This is a genomic window from Tenacibaculum sp. 190130A14a (assembly GCF_964048965.1).
Taxonomy (GTDB): Bacteria; Bacteroidota; Bacteroidia; order Flavobacteriales; family Flavobacteriaceae; genus Polaribacter; species Polaribacter polynesiense.
This window is the reverse complement of sequence record NZ_OZ040189.1, coordinates 1,292,007-1,311,374: the sequence shown is the minus strand read 5'-3', so window position 1 is coordinate 1,311,374 and position 19,368 is coordinate 1,292,007. Positions and strand designations below refer to the sequence as shown.

Annotated in this window: 15 protein-coding genes; 6 read left to right on the top strand and 9 right to left on the bottom strand. The window is 32.5% G+C overall.

What is annotated here, in order from left to right; translation table 11 throughout:
- Positions 1-71 precede the first annotated feature (71 nt).
- Together ABNT22_RS06285 and ABNT22_RS06280 are read left to right on the top strand one after the other, a co-directional pair.
- A complete protein-coding gene (locus ABNT22_RS06285) occupies positions 72-2,771 on the top strand; it encodes a putative LPS assembly protein LptD (protein WP_348715103.1) in 2,700 nt (899 codons plus the stop codon).
- 47 nt (positions 2,772-2,818) lie between these two features.
- Positions 2,819-3,199 carry a Rid family detoxifying hydrolase gene (locus ABNT22_RS06280; protein ID WP_348715102.1) on the top strand — a complete coding sequence of 127 codons (381 nt, stop codon included), beginning with the start codon at positions 2,819-2,821 and terminating at the stop codon, positions 3,197-3,199.
- Positions 3,200-3,254: 55 nt separating this feature from the next.
- Here the strand turns inward: ABNT22_RS06280 and ABNT22_RS06275 are convergent, their stop codons facing one another.
- The 4 genes from ABNT22_RS06275 to pfkA all read right to left on the bottom strand — a co-directional run bounded on the left by ABNT22_RS06275 (position 3,255) and on the right by pfkA (position 6,826).
- Positions 3,255-3,617 carry a methylglyoxal synthase gene (locus ABNT22_RS06275; protein ID WP_348715101.1) on the bottom strand — a complete coding sequence of 121 codons (363 nt, stop codon included), beginning with the start codon at positions 3,615-3,617 and terminating at the stop codon, positions 3,255-3,257.
- Positions 3,618-3,686: 69 nt separating this feature from the next.
- Entirely contained in the window at positions 3,687-4,679 is a 993-nt protein-coding gene (gene gap, locus ABNT22_RS06270) for a type I glyceraldehyde-3-phosphate dehydrogenase (protein ID WP_348715100.1), read from the bottom strand.
- Positions 4,680-4,830: 151 nt separating this feature from the next.
- A complete protein-coding gene (gap, locus tag ABNT22_RS06265) occupies positions 4,831-5,823 on the bottom strand; it encodes a type I glyceraldehyde-3-phosphate dehydrogenase (RefSeq protein WP_348715099.1) in 993 nt (330 codons plus the stop codon).
- Between the two features lie 19 nt (positions 5,824-5,842).
- A complete protein-coding gene (pfkA, locus tag ABNT22_RS06260) occupies positions 5,843-6,826 on the bottom strand; it encodes a 6-phosphofructokinase (protein ID WP_348715098.1) in 984 nt (327 codons plus the stop codon).
- Between the two features lie 187 nt (positions 6,827-7,013).
- On the opposite strand from pfkA, the gene ABNT22_RS06255 reads away from it, so the two are divergent.
- On the top strand, positions 7,014-7,712 hold the full coding sequence (locus tag ABNT22_RS06255) for a leucine-rich repeat domain-containing protein (protein WP_348715097.1): 699 nt from the start codon (positions 7,014-7,016) through the stop codon (positions 7,710-7,712).
- 6 nt (positions 7,713-7,718) lie between these two features.
- Here ABNT22_RS06255 and ABNT22_RS06250 read toward each other — a convergent pair whose 3' ends face one another.
- Complete coding sequence (locus ABNT22_RS06250; RefSeq protein ID WP_348715096.1) at positions 7,719-9,056, bottom strand: tetratricopeptide repeat protein; 1,338 nt, start codon at positions 9,054-9,056, stop codon at positions 7,719-7,721.
- Positions 9,057-9,282: 226 nt separating this feature from the next.
- Here ABNT22_RS06250 and ABNT22_RS06245 point away from each other — a divergent pair, with 226 nt between their 5' ends.
- Complete coding sequence (locus ABNT22_RS06245) at positions 9,283-9,624, top strand: DUF2853 family protein (protein WP_348715095.1); 342 nt, start codon at positions 9,283-9,285, stop codon at positions 9,622-9,624.
- Positions 9,625-9,709: 85 nt separating this feature from the next.
- Positions 9,710-11,137, top strand: coding sequence for an L-serine ammonia-lyase (locus tag ABNT22_RS06240; RefSeq protein ID WP_348715094.1), 1,428 nt, complete (start codon positions 9,710-9,712; stop codon positions 11,135-11,137).
- On the opposite strand, the gene ABNT22_RS06235 is transcribed toward ABNT22_RS06240, so the two are convergent.
- From ABNT22_RS06235 to gyrA, 4 genes are all read right to left on the bottom strand, one after another.
- On the bottom strand, positions 11,134-11,766 hold the full coding sequence (locus ABNT22_RS06235; protein ID WP_348715093.1) for a vancomycin high temperature exclusion protein: 633 nt from the start codon (positions 11,764-11,766) through the stop codon (positions 11,134-11,136). The genes ABNT22_RS06240 and ABNT22_RS06235 overlap by 4 nt on opposite strands.
- 4 nt (positions 11,767-11,770) lie before the next feature.
- A complete protein-coding gene (gene yaaA, locus ABNT22_RS06230; RefSeq protein ID WP_348715092.1) occupies positions 11,771-12,529 on the bottom strand; it encodes a peroxide stress protein YaaA in 759 nt (252 codons plus the stop codon).
- A 156-nt stretch (positions 12,530-12,685) separates the two neighbouring features.
- The gene (locus ABNT22_RS06225) at positions 12,686-13,918 is read right to left on the bottom strand and encodes a tetratricopeptide repeat protein (protein WP_348715091.1); all 1,233 of its coding nucleotides are present in this window, start codon (positions 13,916-13,918) and stop codon (positions 12,686-12,688) included.
- Positions 13,919-13,944: 26 nt separating this feature from the next.
- Entirely contained in the window at positions 13,945-16,440 is a 2,496-nt protein-coding gene (gene gyrA, locus ABNT22_RS06220; RefSeq protein ID WP_348715090.1) for a DNA gyrase subunit A, read from the bottom strand.
- Between the two features lie 296 nt (positions 16,441-16,736).
- Between gyrA and ABNT22_RS06215 the strand changes: the two genes are divergently transcribed.
- Positions 16,737-19,295, top strand: coding sequence for an ATP-dependent Clp protease ATP-binding subunit (locus ABNT22_RS06215; RefSeq protein ID WP_348715089.1), 2,559 nt, complete (start codon positions 16,737-16,739; stop codon positions 19,293-19,295).
- Positions 19,296-19,368 lie beyond the last annotated feature (73 nt).

Below are 19,368 nucleotides of genomic sequence, written 5' to 3'. Positions count from 1 at the left end.
GACTTCTAAAACAGGCTAGTTCAAATAACACGCCAAATCTTAAATATAACACAAAAATAGTATTTATAGTATTGCGAACAAATCTAACTTATATACTTTTAATCTGCTATCTTTTTTACTCTCAAATAGGTAGCGCACAAGAATTTGGCAAAAAAAAGGCTGTTCCAATTAAGGCTAAGGATAGTACCTTTGTAAAGGTTGAGAAGGATTCAACCATTCGTTTAAAGAAAGATATCCTAATAAAAAAAGATACTATTGCCAATGATACCATTAAACCAAAAGAAGTTATTGATGGTATTATAACTCATGATGCAGAGGATTACACAATACAAGACGCCAAAAATAAAACGCTTACGTTATACAACAAAGCCCATGTAACCTATACCGATATTGATTTAAAAGCAGGAATTATCATTTTAGATTATAAAAATAACCTGGTGTATGCAAAAGGAATTAAAGACAGTACTGGTTATAAACAACGACCTGTTTTTGTTCAAGGAAGCCAAGAATCTGAGCAAGATTCTATTATTTTCAATTTTAAAACTAAAAAGGCGCTAGTATACGGTGTAAAGACAGACCAAGGAGGTATTATTACCTATGGTGAAAAAACGAAACGTGTAAACGACTCTACCATTTATATGCGACGTTTAAGATTTACAACCTCTGAAAAAAAAATACCAGATTATTATATTGCAACAAATAAAGCCAAGTTGGTTCCTGGTAAAAAGATAATTGTAGGTGGTAGTAATTTGGTTTTAGCAGATGTTCCTACTCCTGTTTATTTACCATTTGCTTATTTTCCTTTAACAGATAAAAGATCTTCTGGTTTTATTATTCCTTCATGGGGAGAAAGTAATAATCAAGGATTCTTTTTACAAAATGGAGGATATTATTTTGCTTTAAGTGATTACTTTGATTTGACAGTGCTTGGAGATTTATATACAAATGGAAGCTGGGGACTACGAGGAGATTCCAACTACTATGTTCGTTATAAATTTAATGGTAGTTTTAGTATTCGCTTTGAGAACCTTATACAAAGTATACGAGGACTTAGTGATTTTAGTAGATCTACTAACTTTAATATTAGATGGAGTCACAGCCAAGATGCAAAGGCTAATCCAAACTCACGATTTTCTGCATCTGTTAACTTAGGAAGTAGCCGTTATTATAGACAATCTTTAAACGAATTTAACAGTTCTCAGTTTTTAAATAACACATTAAGTTCGTCGGTTTCATATTACAGAAAGTTTGTTGGTACACCATTTAACATGAACGTAACAGCAACACATTCTCAAAACACCAATACACAACAAATAACAATGACACTTCCTTCATTACAATTGAATATGGATAGAATTTATCCATTTGCTGGTAAAGGTGGTGTTAAGAAGAACCCTATACAAAAAATGGGCCTTAACTATAGCATGCAAGGTGAATACAGAATCAACACTACTGATGATGAGTTTTTTACCGATAAAATGTTTAGAGAAGCTAAAAAGGGAGTTCGACACAATATGAGTACAAATACCAATATCAAAGCCTTTAAATATTTTACGTTATCGCCTAACGTAAGTTTGACGGAAACCTGGTATTTTGATAAAATCAATAAAAGATTTGATCCTACAGCAACCAACTCTCAGGGGAATTTAGGAGCAGTAGTTAACGATACTATTAGTGGATTTAATCGTTTTCACGAATACAATTTTGGAATGTCTTTATCTACACAAATCTATGGTACATTTTCGTTTAAAAAAGGACGTTTAAAAGCATTAAGACACACTATAAGGCCTTCTATTTCTTACGGATATAGACCTAATTTTGCTGCAGATCATGATTTACAAGTGCAGCAAAGTAACGATCCGAACGACCTAATTACATATTCTCCTTTTGAAGGCGGAATTTATGGTACTCCTGGAAGTGGTGTTTCTAATTCTATTGGAATATCTGTAAACAATGTTTTAGAGGCTAAAGTTGCTCCTAAAGATGCAGATAGTGATGAAGAGGATAAGAAAATAACCATTTTAAACAACTTAAACTTTAGTACAAGTTATAATATTGCAGCCGATAGTTTACGTTGGAGTCCAGTTAATGCAAATGCAGGAACCCGATTATTTAAAGATAAACTTGCTTTAAATATGAATGCTACTTTTGACCCTTATCAGGTAAACGACCAAGGACAACGTATCAACAAGTTCAACTCTGGTATATTTAGAATGACCAACTTTGGAGTTACCGCCAATTATTCGTTGTCAAGCAAAGATTTTGAAAAAGGTAAGGACGATAATAAAGATAACAATAACGGTAATGGTGCTCAGGATACTCCAGATGTATTTGGTGAAAACTTACCAAACACAAATGGTTTCGCTACCAACAACAGAAATCCGCAAAATAGCAATGAGTCTAAAACCAAAGAAGCTGAACTATATAGAGCTAAGATTCCGTGGACTCTTAATTTAGCGTACGCTATGAATTATACCAACAATGGCTTAACTGGCGGGCAGATAGGAAACAATTCATTAATGTTTAGTGGTGATGTTGAACTATCTCCAAAATGGAAAGTTGGTTTTTCTTCGGGATACGATATTAAACAAAATTCATTTACCTATACGCGTTTAACTTTTTCTAGAGATTTGGATAGCTGGAGATTCAATTTTAACTGGACTCCTTTCGGAACCAACTCTTCTTACTATTTCTTTATTGGAGTTAAATCAGGTGTATTAAGTGATCTTAAATGGGATAAAAATCAACCACCAGACAGAGTATTATTCTAAATATACTCTTCTCAGAAAAATATATTTTACCTCGAAACTATATAAAAATGAAAAAAATTATAACAACAACTAAAGCCCCAGCTCCTATTGGGCCATATAACCAAGCTGTTTTAAGTGGAAATACATTGTATACCTCTGGTCAAATAGCTATTGACCCAACAACTGGTGAATTGGTACAAGATTCTATTGAAGCTGAGACTAAACAAGTAATGGAGAACATGAAAGAAGTTCTAATTGCTGCCGACATGACTTTTGAGAATGTTGTAAAAACTTCTATTTTCATTTCAGACATGCACAATTTCTCTAAAATTAATGCAGTGTATGCACAATATTTTGATGAAGCAACTGCCCCAGCTAGAGAGACTGTTGAAGTTGCAAACTTACCAAAATTTGTCAATGTTGAAATTAGTATGATTGCTATTAAATAATCGCAAGAATTATATACATCATAAAAAAAGTCCACTTTTAAAAGTGGACTTTTTTTTATATTGCTTTTATCAATAATTCAGCAGTTGAAAGGTTTGTTGCTAGTGGTACATCGTGTACATCGCATAAACGTAACAACATTGTAATATCTGGTTCATGTGGATGTTTTTCATGGGGATCTCTGAAAAAAAGAACCATGTGACACTTTCCTTCTGCTACTCTACTCGCTATTTGAGCGTCACCACCATAAGGGCCAGATAAATATTTAGTTACCTTAAACCCCGCTTTTTCAGCTTTTGTTCCTGTAGTTCCTGTAGAGATTAATTCAATATTTTTTTGATGCAAAATTTCTTTATGTTCATTTAAAAATTGAACCATATCTGCTTTTTTACCATCGTGTGCTATAATTGCTATTTCCATAGGTTATAAAAGTAAATAAAAAATTCCCGTTTGAAAACGGGAATCTGATATATTAATTCTTAATTATTTCTACAAAGATGCTGAATACTCTAATAAATCAACAATTTTTGTTGCATAACCAAACTCATTGTCATACCAAGAAATTACCTTAAAAAAGTTCTCATTCAACTCCAAACTTGCTTTAGCATCTACCACAGAAGTTCTAGTTTCAGAAACAAAATCTTGCGATACTACCTCATCTTCTGTATAGCCTAAAATACCTTTTAACTCTCCTTTTGATGATGCTTCTAATGTTGCTAAAATTTCCTTCAAAGAAGTACTTTTTTCTGTTCTAAATGTTAAATCTACTAAAGACACATCTGGTACTGGTACTCTAACTGCCATTCCTGTTAACTTCCCTTCCAACTCTGGAATTACTTTAGTTACAGCTTTTGCAGCACCAGTTGTTGTTGGAATAATATTGTTAAGCACTGTACGCCCTCTTCTCCATTTTTTATTTGGTCCGTCAACTGTATTTTGTGTTGACGTAGCAGAGTGTACCGTAGTCATTAACCCTTCTTTTAATCCAAAATTATCATGAATTACTTTCGTTAAAGGAGCTAAACAGTTCGTGGTACAAGATGCATTTGAAATAATCATTTCATCCGCTTGCATCTCTGTATGATTTACTCCCATCACATACATTTTTGCATCTTTAGAAGGTGCTGAAATAATTACCTTTTTTGCTCCTCCTTTAATATGTAATGCTGCTTTTTCCTTTACTGTAAAAAACCCAGTTGATTCAATAACATATTCTGCTGCTACCTCATTCCACTTCAAGTTTTCTGGATTTCTGTCGGCAGTCACTCTAATCACCTGTCCATTTACAACCAAATTCCCATCCCTTACTTCCACCTCTCCATCAAAACGTCCGTGAACTGAGTCATATTTTAATAAATAGGCCAAATACTCTACGTCTAACAAATCGTTGATTCCAACTACTTGAACGTTGTCTCTTTTCATGGCTGAACGGAATGCTAACCTCCCTATTCTACCAAATCCGTTGATTCCTATTTTAATCATTTTGTTTTATATTTTATGCAAGTTTTCTCCTTACAATTCTTACCTAAATTACCCTTTTTTAAAAAAGGACTACAAATATAAAACTTATTCATACAAAAAAACCTGATAGTTTCTAAAAACTATCAGGTTTTAACTATTCTTTATAAGTAAATTATAAACTTGCAGCATATTCTAACAAATCTAAAATTTTTGTTGAATATCCAAACTCGTTGTCATACCACGAAACTATTTTAAAGAAATTAGCATTCAATTCTAACGATGCATCTGCATCAATAATTGAAGTTCTTGCATCCGAAACAAAATCTTGAGACACAACTTTATCTTCTGTATATCCTAAAATCCCTTTCAATTCTCCTTTAGATGCTTCCTCTAAAGTTGCTAAAATTTCCTTTAATGAAGTACTTTTTTCTGTTTTAAAAGTTAAATCAACTAGAGATACATCAGCCACTGGTACTCTTACAGCCATTCCTGTTAACTTACCTTCCAATTCAGGAATTACTTTCGTAACTGCTTTCGCAGCTCCTGTTGATGCTGGAATTAAATTGTTAAGTACAGAACGTCCTCTTCTTCTATCTTTATTTGGGCTATCAACTACACCTTGACCAGATGTTGCAGCGTGTACTGTAGTCATCAATCCTTCTTGGATTCCGAAATTTTCGTGAATCACTTTAGATAATGGTGCTAAACAGTTTGTGGTACATGAAGCATTAGAAACTACTGTTTCTTCTTTTGTCATTGTTGTATGGTTTACTCCCATCACATACATATTAGCATCTTTAGAAGGTGCCGATATAAACACTTTCTTTGCTCCTCCTTTTAAGTGTAAACCTGCCGCTTCTTTCGTTAAAAAGAAACCTGTAGACTCTATAATATATTCTGCCCCTACTTCATCCCATTTTAAATTCTCAGGGTTTCTTTCAGCAGTAACTCTAATAGTTCTTCCGTTTACAACTAATTGACCATCTTTAACTTCTACATCTCCATTAAAACGTCCATGAACAGAATCGTACTTTAATAAATAGGCTAAATAATCAACATCTAACAAATCGTTAATTGCTACAATTTGCATGTTATCTCTTAACATTGCTTGCCTAAAGGCAATTCTACCTATTCTTCCGAATCCGTTAATTCCAACTTTTATCATACTCTATTCTAATTTATATCTAGGTAGTCATAATATCAGATACTCTTAATAAATCCATATCTATAGTATGACCTCCTTTAATTGCTTTTTCTAACTCAGTAGTGGTTACTTTATTATCTTTTAACCCTACCATTAAATTTGTTTTACCATCTATTAGTAACTCTACCGCTTTAACACCTAATCTACTTGCTAAAACTCTATCAAAACAAGATGGTGAACCTCCTCTTTGCATATGTCCTAGTACAGATACTCTTACTTCATATTCTGGCATGTTCTCTTCAACATACTGTGCTAATTCATACACATTTCTTCCCGACTTATCTCCTTCTGCAACTACTACAATGCTCGATGATTTTCCTGTTCTTCTACTTTTCTTTAGCGATTCTAACATTCTTTCTAATCCTAAATCTTCTTCTGGGATTAAAATTTCTTCTGCTCCTGCTCCAACACCAGCGTTCAATGCAATAAATCCAGCATCACGTCCCATTACTTCAACAAAAAACAATCTGTTGTGAGAAGACGCAGTATCTCTAATTTTATCTATTGCTTCTACTGCTGTGTTTAAAGCTGTATCGTACCCTAAAGTATGAGATGTACCAAAAATATCGTTATCAATAGTTCCTGGAATTCCAATAATTGGGAAGTTATATTCTTTATTAAACACTACTCCTCCAGTAAAAGATCCATCACCTCCAATTACCACTAAAGCATCTACTTTATGCTCTAATAAATTTTCATGTGCTTTCTTACGACCCTCTTTTGTTCTGAAATCCTTTGAGCGTGCTGATTTTAAAATTGTTCCTCCTTTGTGCACTATATTATTTACACTACGTGCTGTCATAGGAACTAAATCACCTTCAATTAATCCTTGGTATCCTCTATAAATCCCTACACATTCTGTTCTATAATATGCACATGCTCTAACCACTGAACGTATGGCTGCATTCATTCCTGGTGAGTCTCCACCAGAAGTCATTACTGCTATTTTTTTTACTTTTTTCATAAAAACCGAATTTCAAATTTAGGGAAATATAATACTTGTTTTACAAAAAAATGCGAAATCGTTTTCGAGTTCAACACTATATTTTCCTTTAATTTACACTTAAAAAACATCTCTATTTTTCCTTTCAGATGTTATATTTTGTTTTAAAATTACTAACTTTAATCATATAATTTTCCCTAATTAAATCATGCTTAAAAAAATTACTTTCTTTTTAATCTTATTTATTAATCATATTCTTTTCTCACAAGAAAGCAGAATATTTACTTCTTTGGTTGAAGCGAATCATACACCTAATTTTGTATATCATTTGAATCTTTCTAATCAAAAATTAAGTAAATTACCTAAAGAGCTCATCTCTTTTGTCAACTTAAAAACACTCGATGCTTCAAATAACAACTTGCAACAAATAGATAGCGCAATTTTAGTTTTGAAAAATTTAGAAACGCTAAATGTAGCCAATAATAACTTAAATTCACTGCCTGTAAACGTACATCACCTAAATAATTTAAAATCGCTCAACCTAAATTTCAATAAGTTTACAAGTATTCCAGAAAACATTTTGAGGTTAGAAAAATTAGAAACACTTCGTTTTGAAAGTAATTTACTAGAGGAACTTCCTGAACAGATTAACTTACTTAAAGCACTAAAAAAGTTATACTTAAAAAACAATTCTCTCTGGCTGTTCCCTGACTCCTTTAGTGGGATGAAGAATCTTAAAATAGTTGATGTATCTAATAATAACCTATCGCAAATTTCGAATGGCTTAAATGCTCGAAACCTGCGACGGTTAAAAAAATTATTACTTGCTAACAATCCTTTCTCTAGTTACGAAAAAGGAAAAATCAAATTTGGAGTACCTAAAACCTGTAAAATTATTTGGAACTAAATTTCCTTAAAAGGAATAGTTATCTATAATATGCTTCACTTTATCTTTTTCAAATACAGATGAAAATAATGGCTTTATTACCTTATGATATTCATAGTCTATAGCCAATGCGTTTCTTAAATGCGTTAAACTATAATCTTCTTTCTGAAGTATCATGAAAAGTCCGCATAACCTATATTCAATTTCAGCAAACTCTCTATAAATTTTCTTAGCTCTAATCATTGTTCTAAGTGCATCACTAAACTCTCCTAAAAACAATTGAATGTCTGCTAAGGTTACAAAAATTTCTATATCATTATCTCCTAATTGGATACAGTTTTCAAAAGCCTTTACAGACTCTTCATAAAAGTTCATCTTTAGGTTAATTTCACCATACTTTCTCCAATACAACGGATTATCATCTCTAATTTGTAAAGCTTTGTTTATATAGTACAAGGCTTTTTGATAATTTTTCTCTTTATAATGAATATTTGTAAGAAGTATCCATCCCTTATCTAATAAAGGGTCTTCATGAACACCTTTTTTATAATAATTGATAGCGGTATTTAAATCGTTAAGTTTCTCATAACACTCTCCTATTCTAATATATGCAAAAGCTGTAGGATCGTCTAATTCTAGTGTTATCAAGTAATTCTCTATAGCTTCTTCATAACGCTTTAACTCTTCTAAAGTTTTTGCTTTCTCTAGGTATCCTCCTATAAAGCTCTCATCTATTATAACCGCATAATCAAAAGCCCTTAATGCCTCTTCATACTTACTCAATACATAATACTGTCTTCCCAACTGATGCCAAGCGATTTCACAATAAGGATTTTTATCTATATATGCTGTTAAGTATCCAATAGCATCTTCATGACTATCTTCCATATCGAAACAATAAATAATATTGTACAAAGAAGAATAATCTTCAAAATCAACTTCTATACATTTAGCAAAATTAAGTCTGGCATTTTCAAAATCATCTAGATACAGATATTCCATACCAATCATGGACCATATATCAGAAGGATCTTCTACATAGTTTAAAGACTCTTTTAAAATTTGTATTGCTTTATCATGATGTTTCTTCTTAGACATAATCATTGCCTTTTGAATGAATACTTCATCATTATGTGGTTCTACGGCTTCAATGTCTTTTAACAACCCTATTGCTTCTTTCAATTTATCTTCAAAAATCAAAAGTTCAAGAAACATTAGTTTGAGCTGAATTGATGTAGGATGCTGTTCTAAACCTAATTGAACGGCCTTTTTAGCTAATGAGTGCTTACCTACATCTAAATAATGCTGTATAATATCTTCGAACTCTGTGGCATCGAAAAAATATACATCGTTGGTTTTCAACATTGATTCAAATTTTGATAGTGACATAGGCTTCAGATTTGAATTCATATAAATTTACTACAAGAATAGTGCCTATTTACTACAACTACTAATTGTTTTCAACAAATTAATTAACAATTTCAATTCTCAATTTTCGCCAAAAAAGAGATTTGATTAGCTAATTTATTTTTCTATATTTGAAAGGATGAAAAGTCACAAAATTTAAATTAAACTTTTTAAACAAAAAATCATGAGTAAATTTGACGAAAAAGTAGCGCTTTACAAAAAATTCATGGATGATAGAGACATCCGTTCAAATACTGACTTATTAACAGCTGTAACTAAAGGATTAGGTCCTTCTATCTATAAAAAAGATGCAGAGACAGTTTCTGGTACAGATCCTAAAGAATTAGAAACTGTTAAGAAAAATTTCTTAATGAAAAAGTTAGGTTTAGCTGATGGTCCAGAATTAGATAAAGCGATTGATGATGTTATGGAAAGAATCGGAAGATCTGAAAGAAACAAATATCGTGCAGTAGTATACTATATGCTTGTTAAAAAGTTTGACAAGGAGTCTGTATACGGAATGTAATACTATTGTATTAAAAAATATGAATCCTGTATTGATTTTCAATACAGGATTTTTTTATTTTAGCCATCTACAAACAACGTTATATATGTCACAGTTTATTAGTGTTTTTGATATGCTAAAAATTGGTGTAGGTCCTTCTAGTTCACACACCTTAGGTCCATGGAGAGCAGCTCAGCAATGGATTAAAAAATTAAAAGACACAACGCTTTTTAATGAGGTGTGTTCTTTAAAAGTTGACTTATATGGATCTTTATCTTTAACAGGAAAGGGTCATGCTACTGATTTAGCAGTATTATTAGGTTTAAGTGGTACGGATCCTGAATATATTCCTATTGAGGATATTGAAAACATTATTACTCAAATTAAGGCTACTGATCGACTGCAATTTAACAACGAGAAAACACTAAGTTTCTCATTTAAGAATGTTGTTTTTAACAGAGACTTTTTAGACTTTCATTCAAATGGATTGACCTTTAGAGCTTTTGATATAAATAAGAATGAAATATCAACTGAAACTTATTATTCAATTGGTGGAGGGTTTGTGATTCAAGAAAGTGCTGAAGCTTCGAAAAGTGAGGAGATAAATAAACAAAACTTTCCTTTTCCAATAAATAGAGCCTCAGAGCTTGATGAATACTGTGAAAAACACCATAAAAACATTTCTGAAATTGTATTCGAAAATGAGTTAGTGCTTCGACAAAAAAGTGTAATAAACTCAGAACTTGATAGAATTTGGGACACCATGTTAGAATGCATGTATATCGGATGTCATACTGAAGGTATTCTTCCAGGAGGACTTAATGTAAAACGTAGAGCTTTTGAAACTCATAAAAAACTGATAAAAGAAGCTACTTATGGTTCTAAAGAAGAATGGATTTCTGCTATTAGAAAAACAGAAGTTAAGTTTAGAGAAATTTTAAAATGGGTAAGTTGTTTGGCATTATCGGTAAATGAAGTAAACGCTTCTTTAGGAAGAGTTGTTACTGCTCCTACAAATGGTAGTGCTGGTGTTATTCCTGCTGTTTTAATGTACTATATGGTTATTGAAAATCATAATGCTAATACGGAACATATCCGAAAATTTTTACTTACAGCGGGTGAAATAGGAAGTATTTTTAAGAAAAACGCAACGATTTCAGCTGCTATGGGTGGATGTCAAGCTGAAATTGGTGTATCTTCTGCTATGGCCGCGGCGGCTTTAACAGAACTTTTAGGAGGAACTCCTTCACAATGTTTAGTTGCTGCAGAGATTGCTATGGAACATCACTTAGGGTTAACCTGTGACCCTATCGGTGGACTTGTACAAGTACCTTGTATTGAACGAAATGCTATGGGAGCTATCAAAGCTATAAACGCTGCAGAATTGGCCTTAGAAACTAATCCTAAGGAATCTAAAGTACCTTTAGACAAAGTAATTGACACTATGTGGGAAACAGCTAAAGATATGAATCGTAACTATAAAGAAACTTCTGAAGGTGGTTTAGCTATTACTGTAGGTTTAGCTGACTGTTAAGGAATGACAACAGGTTTACCTAAAAATTTAGGTTGTGTATTAAAAAATATATCAATAAACAGTTTTACTCTGGCTAAATATTCTCTAATAGTTACCTTAAAAGCATATCCACCAGAAATACCTCTTGCATTGAACCCAACTGCTTCGATGTTGTAGTTATCGGCTAAATATAAAGCTCTTTCATTATGGAATTTTTGCGAAATAATAGTGATCGAACTTTGTTTAAAAATTTCTTTGATTCTTACGATTGAATCAAGTGTTCTAAAACCTGCATAGTCTAAATATATTCTATGCTCTGGAATACCTGCCTTTATTAAGTCTTCTTTGAAAGTAGTTGGTTCGTCATAACTTTTACTACCATTATCTCCACTTACAACAATGAAATCAATCTTTTTAGCCTGATAAAGTTCTACCGCAGCATCAAGTCTAAATTTATAATACAAGTTGATTCTTCCATCAATTAAGTACTTTGAGGTTCCTAAGAGCAAACCAACTTTATTTTTCGGAATGTTTGCAGTAGTTGAATAAAGCCTGTCAAGAGCGTTGTTAATCACAACCTTATTACATATTAAAGTTATGATTAACAAAAAAACACTTATAGCTGTTAATTTCTTTAAAACTCGTTTCACACAACTATCTTGTAAATACTAATTCAAGCTCTGTTGACATTTCTTGAGAAAAGCCATAACCATCTACATCAAATGCTTTTAACCCTTCTAATGTTGTTATATTATGATCTACAATATAACGAACCATTAGCCCTCTGGCTTTCTTAGCAAAGGTCATTATAGTTTTATATTGTCCGTTTTTAAAATCTTTAAAAACAGGAGTTATCATTGGTACTTTTAACACCTTTTTAGGAATAACTTTGAAATATTCTGCACTCGCTAAATTGACAAACAATTCAGTGTCGCTTATCTCTTCATTTAATGTTTCTGCAATAGTATTTCCCCAAAACTTATACAAGTTCTCTGCTCTACCTACCTTAAGTTTTGTACCCATTTCTAAACGATACGGCTGCATTAAATCTAATGGTTTTAATAAACCATATAGCCCTGATAAAATCCTCAAATTCTCCTGTAAGAACGGTAACTTACTTTCCTCTATTGTATTTGCATCAAGCCCTCTATAAACTTCACCGGTAAAAGCAAAAACAGCTTGTTTCGCGTTTTCGGGTGTAAAATCAGGATTCCAAACTTGGTTTCGTTCATAATTAAGAGCCGCTAAATCCGGAGAAATCTTCATAAGCTCTGACAATTTCTTTCTAGACAAAGTTTTTAGTTTTTTATTCAGCTTTGTAGCATTCTCTAAAAACTGTGGCTGTGTATATAGTTCTGTTGGAACTTTACTTTCAAAATCTAAAGATTTAGCAGGAGATATTATTATTTTCATTTGATTCTTCTTGTTAAAACGTATGTAAAAATACAACACTAAAGAAGAAACTTCAAACGAAATAGTTAAGTAATACAAATAGTCTTATTACTAAAACTTATACAATAAAAAAGCCGAAACAATTGTTTCGGCTTTTTTACTAGTTTCTACTTATACTTATCTCATTGACTTGTATAAATCTCTATATTCTTTAGCTTTTTCTTCCATTTCTAAAACTTCATATAAATTCATAAGAGTTTTAACCGTGTCTAAATTTCTATTTAAACTATCTGCTTTTTCTAAAAATGGTAAAGCTTCTTTATATACTTCCTTTTGCTTTAATGCTAACTCATCATACTTTTTAAAGTTAGATAAGTTCTTGTTCATTTCCTCAACGATATTCTTGTCCTTATCTAAAACAACAACTGCTAAGTTCATATAAGCATCCGCATAATCTGGCTTTAATTCAGCTGCTTTTTCATAATACTTCTTAGCTTCCTCCATTCTACCTTGATTATAATTTACAACTCCTAAGTTGTAATATAATGTTGGGTTTTCTGGATCTAAAGAAACTGCTTCTTCCATTAATTCACCAAATTTATCCATTTTACCCATCTCAACATATAACTGAGCTTCGTTCAAGATTAAGTTTAAATCTTTAGGATCTGATGCTCTTGCATCTTTAAATGCAGCAATTGCCTCATCTGTTTTTCCTTGCTCCTTTAAGATTAAAGCTATGTTTTTAACAATACTAGCTTGCTTAGATTCAGAAACTTCAATTCCAGGTTTGATATATTGTCCAGATTTAACCATTAAATCTCTCTGCTTTTCAGACCCTAAGTTCTCAACTTTCCCTGTTGCTTTATTAGTAGCTACATATTTAGTTTCAATTCCTGTATATCCTACTTTTCTTAACTCAGCATAATATCCTAAGGCCTTATCGTATTCTTTAGCCTGTGTAGCAGATACCGCTGCATTGTAAGCAAATGAAGTATCTCTTGGGCTTAAAACATACGTTAAATAAAACTTATCAGCTGCTTTCGAATAATCCTTCTTATTGTTATATAAATCAACTGCATCGTTTGATACTTCTTGTATCATTTTATTTAGTATCGGTCCAGCTTGTGCAGCATACTTCTTATCTCCAATAGCTTGTAATTCTCTAAAAGCTTCTCCAGCCGTTTTATAATCTTTTTTAGCAGCATATGCCTGCCCTTTTAAATAATAAAACTTTGGCTTGTACTTATCGTCTCCCATTACTACTGAACCTTCAATTGAATTTAAAGTAGAAATAGCGGTATTAAAATCTTGTTTTTTTATAGCCTTCTCAGCTGCCTTTAACTCTGATTTTTGCGCCGTAGCTGCTAAAGACATTAATCCTAAAGAAAGTGCTAAAACTTGTTTTTTCATCTTAAAAAAATATGATTTATTATTTGTTATTCTTGGTTTTCATTATCATCATTTTCAATTTCCGTGCCATTTTCACTTTCTTCTTTTTCATGCAATACTTTTGCTACTGCAGCAATACTGTCGTTATTTTTAATATTTATCAAACGTACACCTTGTGTCGCACGTCCCATAACTCTTAAATCTTCAACAGCCATTCTAATGGTAAGTCCTGATTTGTTAATGATCATTAAATCATTTGAATCATCAACATTTTTTATAGCTACTAACTCACCTGTTTTTTCAGAAATATTCAGAGTCTTAACTCCTTTACCTCCTCTATTTGTAATTCGGTAATCTTCTAAATTAGAACGCTTTCCATAACCTTTTTCCGATACTACTAAGATATTGCTTTCCATATCGTTTACAGAAACCATTCCTATCACTTCATCTTTTTCATTTCCTAAAGTGATCCCTCTAACTCCAGAAGCTGTACGTCCCATCGGTCTTGTTTTAGACTCTTCAAATCTAATTGCCTTTCCAGACTTTAAAGCTAACATTACTTGGCTATCTCCAGTAGTTAGTTTTGCTTCTAATAGTTCATCTCCTTCTTTAATAGTAATTGCATTGATACCATTAGCTCTAGGACGAGAATATTGCTCTAAAGGAGTTTTCTTTACCTGTCCTTTTTTGGTAGCCATAATTACATAATGAGAATTAATGTAATCTTCATCTTTTAAATCTCCTGTAACTAAAAATGCTTTTACTTTATCATCTTGTTCAATATTGATAAGATTTTGAATCGCTCTACCTTTTGTATTCTTTCCTCCTTCTGGAATTTCATACACACGCATCCAAAATACTTTTCCTTTTTGAGTAAAGAATAACATATATTGATGGTTAGTTCCAACAAATAAATGTTCTAAAAAATCTTCATTTCTAGTGGTAGCACCTTTTTGACCTCTACCTCCTCTATTTTGAACCTTATATTCATCTAAATTTGTACGCTTTACATATCCAGCATGAGAAATAGTTACCACCACTTTTGAGTTTGGTATCATATCTTCAATACGCATATCTCCTCCTGCATACTCAATAGTAGAACGACGCTCATCACCATATTTTTCTTTAATATATAGTAATTCGTCTTTTATGATATTGTAACGACGCTCTTCATTTGATAAAATATCTTTTAAATCAGCAATCGTTTTAATAATCTCATCATACTCAGCACGTAACTTATCTTGTTCTAGTCCTGTTAGTTGACGTAAACGCATTTCTACAATTGCTCTGGCTTGAATTTCAGTTAATTCGAAACGTTCCATTAACTTTTCTCTAGCCTCATCAGCATTCGAAGAACCTCTAATTATGGTTATTACTTCATCTATATTATCTGAAGCTATAATTAATCCTTCTAAGATATGAGCTCTTGCCTCTGCTTTTGCCAATTCATATTTTGTTCGACGCACAACAACCTCGTGTCTATGCTCTACAAAATGATGAATCAATTGCTTTAAATTTAACTGTTCTGGACGACCATTTACTAAAGCAATATTATTTACACTAAACGAAGTTTGTAACTGAGTGTATTTAAACAATTTGTTTAGAACAATATTTGGTATTGCATCACGCTTTAATACATAAACAATACGCATTCCTTTACGGTCAGACTCATCACGTATACTTGCTATTCCTTCTAATTTCTTATCGTTTACTAAGTCAGCAGTTTTCTTAATCATATCTGCTTTATTAACTTGGTAAGGAATTTCATTTACAATAATACACTCACGTCCTTTTACTTCTTCAATGGTAGCTTTTGCACGCATGACAATACGCCCTCTACCGGTATGAAAAGCATCACGTACACCATCATATCCGTAGATAATTCCTCCTGTAGGGAAATCTGGCGCTTTTACATGCTGCATTAACTCGTCAATTTCAATATCTCTATTATCGATGTAAGCAATGGTACCATTGATAACCTCAGTTAAATTGTGTGGTGCCATATTAGTGGCCATACCTACTGCAATTCCTGAAGCTCCATTTACTAATAAATTTGGAATTCTTGTAGGAAGTACGGTTGGCTCCTTTAAAGTATCATCAAAGTTTAATTTGTGATCTACAGTATCTTTTTCAATATCAGATAACATTTCTTCTGATATTTTTTGCATACGAACCTCTGTATAACGCATTGCTGCTGGGCTATCTCCATCTACAGAACCAAAGTTCCCTTGCCCATCAACCATCATATAACGCACACTCCAATCTTGTGCCATACGTACCATAGAATCATATACAGATGTATCTCCGTGTGGGTGATACTTACCTAATACTTCCCCAACCACTCTTGCTGATTTCTTATATGCTCCAGTAGATTTGATACCTAATTCATGCATTCCGAATAAAACCCTTCTATGTACTGGTTTTAAACCATCTCTTACATCAGGTAATGCTCTCGAAACAATAACCGACATCGAATAATCGATGTAAGCTGACTTCATTTGCTCTTCAATGTTGATAGGTATCAACTTTTCGCCATCTGCCATATATTTCTTTTTAAAATATTAGTATTTATTTTCATAAAAAAGTGAATTTTACCCTTTTATAAAACTCACTTGTCAACAACACTAAAAAAGTGTTGTTTTTTAAAACATGGCAAGATACAATTTCCTTAACGTTTACACAAAGTTTACCTTACCCTTTTAACCCTTTTTATTAACAATTTTATAAAGATTCTCCATCTTTTTTAATCCGTCAAATTGACACAAATTAGAATTGGCATTTTTTTTGTAATTTTTAATAAAAAATCTCATTAACTTTACACAACACAGAAATAAATTTTATGGACGATAATTTTTCACCACAAGTTAGAGATGTTATTACTTTCAGTAAAGAAGAAGCCCTGCGACTAGGACATGACTTTATTGGAACAGAACATCTTTTATTAGGTTTAATAAGAAAAGGAGACGGAAAGGCTATTGAAATTTTAACTACGTTCGATGTAGATTTAGATTTAGTGCGCCATAAACTGGAAAAATTAAATCCTTCATCCCCTTCTTTACATTCAAACGAAAAGAAGAGCTTACACTTAACAAGGCAGGCTGAAAAAGCTATTAAAACCACTTTTTTAGAAGCTAAGTTATATCAAAGCTCTGCGATAGATACCGCACACCTTTTGCTATGTATACTTAGAAACGAAAACGACCCTACAACAAAACTTTTACAAAAGTACGACGTAGATTATGATCAAGCGAAGGCTGTGTATAAAGAATTACACGTAGAAGATTATAACATGAATATAGATCCAATTGCTGAAACTCCATCTGAAGGTGAATTTTCAGATGAAAAATCAAATCCTTATGGGCAACAACCTCCTAAAGGAAAACAAACAAAGAAGTCTAAAACACCTGTTCTAGACAATTTTGGACGTGATTTAACGGCATTAGCGGAAGAAAATAGACTTGACCCTGTCGTTGGAAGAAAAGAAGAGATAGAGCGTGTTTCTCAAATTTTGAGTAGACGCAAAAAGAATAACCCAATGTTAATTGGTGAGCCTGGAGTAGGTAAATCAGCTATTGCTGAAGGGTTAGCACTACGAATCGTTAATAGAAAAGTATCTAGAATCTTATTTGACAAGCGTATTGTCTCTTTAGACTTAGCTAGTTTAGTTGCAGGAACAAAATACAGAGGACAGTTCGAAGAACGTATGAAAGCATTAATGAATGAACTAGAAAAAAATGATGATATCATTTTATTCATTGATGAAATCCACACTATCGTAGGTGCCGGAGGCGCTACAGGATCGTTAGATGCTTCTAATATGCTAAAACCAGCTTTAGCTAGAGGAGAAATTCAATGTATTGGAGCAACTACTTTAGATGAATACAGAACTAATATTGAAAAAGACGGAGCTTTAGAGCGTCGTTTTCAAAAGGTAATTGTAGATCCTACTACCGTAGAAGAAACTGTACAAATTTTACACAACATCAAAGGTAAATATGAAGCACACCATCATGTTGAGTTTACAGATGAAGCTATCGAAGCTTGTGTTAAATTAACAAATCGTTATATGACCGATAGATTTTTACCAGACAAAGCTATTGATGCTTTGGATGAAGCAGGATCTAGAATTCATATAACCAACATTGTTGTTCCTCAACAAATTTTAGAACTAGAAGCTAAATTAGAAGAGATCAGAGAACGTAAAAGCAAAGCGGTTAGCGGCCAAAAATATGAAGAGGCTGCAAAATTACGTGATGACGAGAAAAATATTGAAACAGCTTTAGAATCTGCTCAAAATCAATGGGAAGAAGACTCTAAGCTACACCGAGAAACAGTAACTGAAGACAATGTTGCTGAAGTGGTTTCAATGATGACAGGAATTCCTGTAAATCGTGTTGCTGAAGCTGAGAGTAATCGTTTAGCTGAATTACCAAACCTAATTAAAGGAAAAGTAATTGGTCAAGATGACGCAGTAACAAAAGTGGTTAAAGCTATTCAACGTAATAGAGTTGGTTTAAAAGATCCAAACAAACCGATAGGTTCTTTTATCTTTTTAGGATCTACAGGTGTAGGTAAAACTCAATTAGCTAAAGTTCTTGCCAAAGAATTATTTGATTCTGACGATTCTTTAATTAGAATTGATATGAGTGAATACATGGAAAAGTTCGCTATTTCTCGATTAATTGGAGCACCTCCAGGATACGTAGGATACGAAGAAGGCGGACAACTTACTGAAAAAGTTCGTCGCAAACCTTACTCTGTTGTTCTTTTAGATGAAATTGAAAAAGCTCATCCAGATGTGTTCAACACTCTTTTACAAGTTTTAGATGACGGACACATTACTGATAGTTTAGGTAGAAAAATAGACTTTAGAAACACAATAATCATTATGACTTCAAATATTGGAGTTCGTAAACTTAAAGATTTTGGTGGTGGAGTTGGTTTTGGCACCTCTTCGAAAAAAGAACAAGAAGATGCTCATGCAAAAAGTATTATTGAAGGTGCCTTAAAGAAAACTTTTGCTCCAGAATTCTTAAACAGAGTAGATGACGTAATTATCTTTAATTCTTTAGAGCGTGAAGACATTCACAAGATTATTGATATTGAGCTACAAAAATTATTAACTCGTATTGCTGATTTAGGATACAACTTAACCTTAAGTGAAAAAGCAAAAGATTATATTGCTGATAAAGGTTTCGATAAGCAATACGGTGCAAGACCTTTAAAAAGAGCAATTCAAAAATATATAGAAGATGCTTTAGCTGAAGAAATTGTAAACTCTAAATTAGACGAAGGAGATTCAATTTTTATGGATTTAGACGACAAGACGAATAAACTTAACATAAAAATTGAAAAAGGCGAAAAGCCGCAGGAAACAAGAACAGAGTTTGACGAATAATAATTCTTAACTTTTTATCATAAAAAAACACTTGGGGTACCAAGTGTTTTTTTTTTATAAATATCTTTGCCTT

Coding starts and splice junctions, on each gene's coding strand:
- ABNT22_RS06280 (WP_348715102.1), top strand. CDS start 2,819: ATGAAAAAAATTATAACAACAACTAAAGCCCCAGCTCCTATTGGGCCA.
- ABNT22_RS06275 (WP_348715101.1), bottom strand. CDS start 3,617: ATGGAAATAGCAATTATAGCACACGATGGTAAAAAAGCAGATATGGTT.
- gap (WP_348715100.1), bottom strand. CDS start 4,679: ATGATTAAAATAGGAATCAACGGATTTGGTAGAATAGGGAGGTTAGCA.
- gap (WP_348715099.1), bottom strand. CDS start 5,823: ATGATAAAAGTTGGAATTAACGGATTCGGAAGAATAGGTAGAATTGCC.
- pfkA (WP_348715098.1), bottom strand. CDS start 6,826: ATGAAAAAAGTAAAAAAAATAGCAGTAATGACTTCTGGTGGAGACTCA.
- ABNT22_RS06255 (WP_348715097.1), top strand. CDS start 7,014: ATGCTTAAAAAAATTACTTTCTTTTTAATCTTATTTATTAATCATATT.
- ABNT22_RS06250 (WP_348715096.1), bottom strand. CDS start 9,056: ATGTTGAAAACCAACGATGTATATTTTTTCGATGCCACAGAGTTCGAA.
- ABNT22_RS06245 (WP_348715095.1), top strand. CDS start 9,283: ATGAGTAAATTTGACGAAAAAGTAGCGCTTTACAAAAAATTCATGGAT.
- ABNT22_RS06240 (WP_348715094.1), top strand. CDS start 9,710: ATGTCACAGTTTATTAGTGTTTTTGATATGCTAAAAATTGGTGTAGGT.
- yaaA (WP_348715092.1), bottom strand. CDS start 12,529: ATGAAAATAATAATATCTCCTGCTAAATCTTTAGATTTTGAAAGTAAA.
- ABNT22_RS06225 (WP_348715091.1), bottom strand. CDS start 13,918: ATGAAAAAACAAGTTTTAGCACTTTCTTTAGGATTAATGTCTTTAGCA.
- gyrA (WP_348715090.1), bottom strand. CDS start 16,440: ATGGCAGATGGCGAAAAGTTGATACCTATCAACATTGAAGAGCAAATG.
- ABNT22_RS06215 (WP_348715089.1), top strand. CDS start 16,737: ATGGACGATAATTTTTCACCACAAGTTAGAGATGTTATTACTTTCAGT.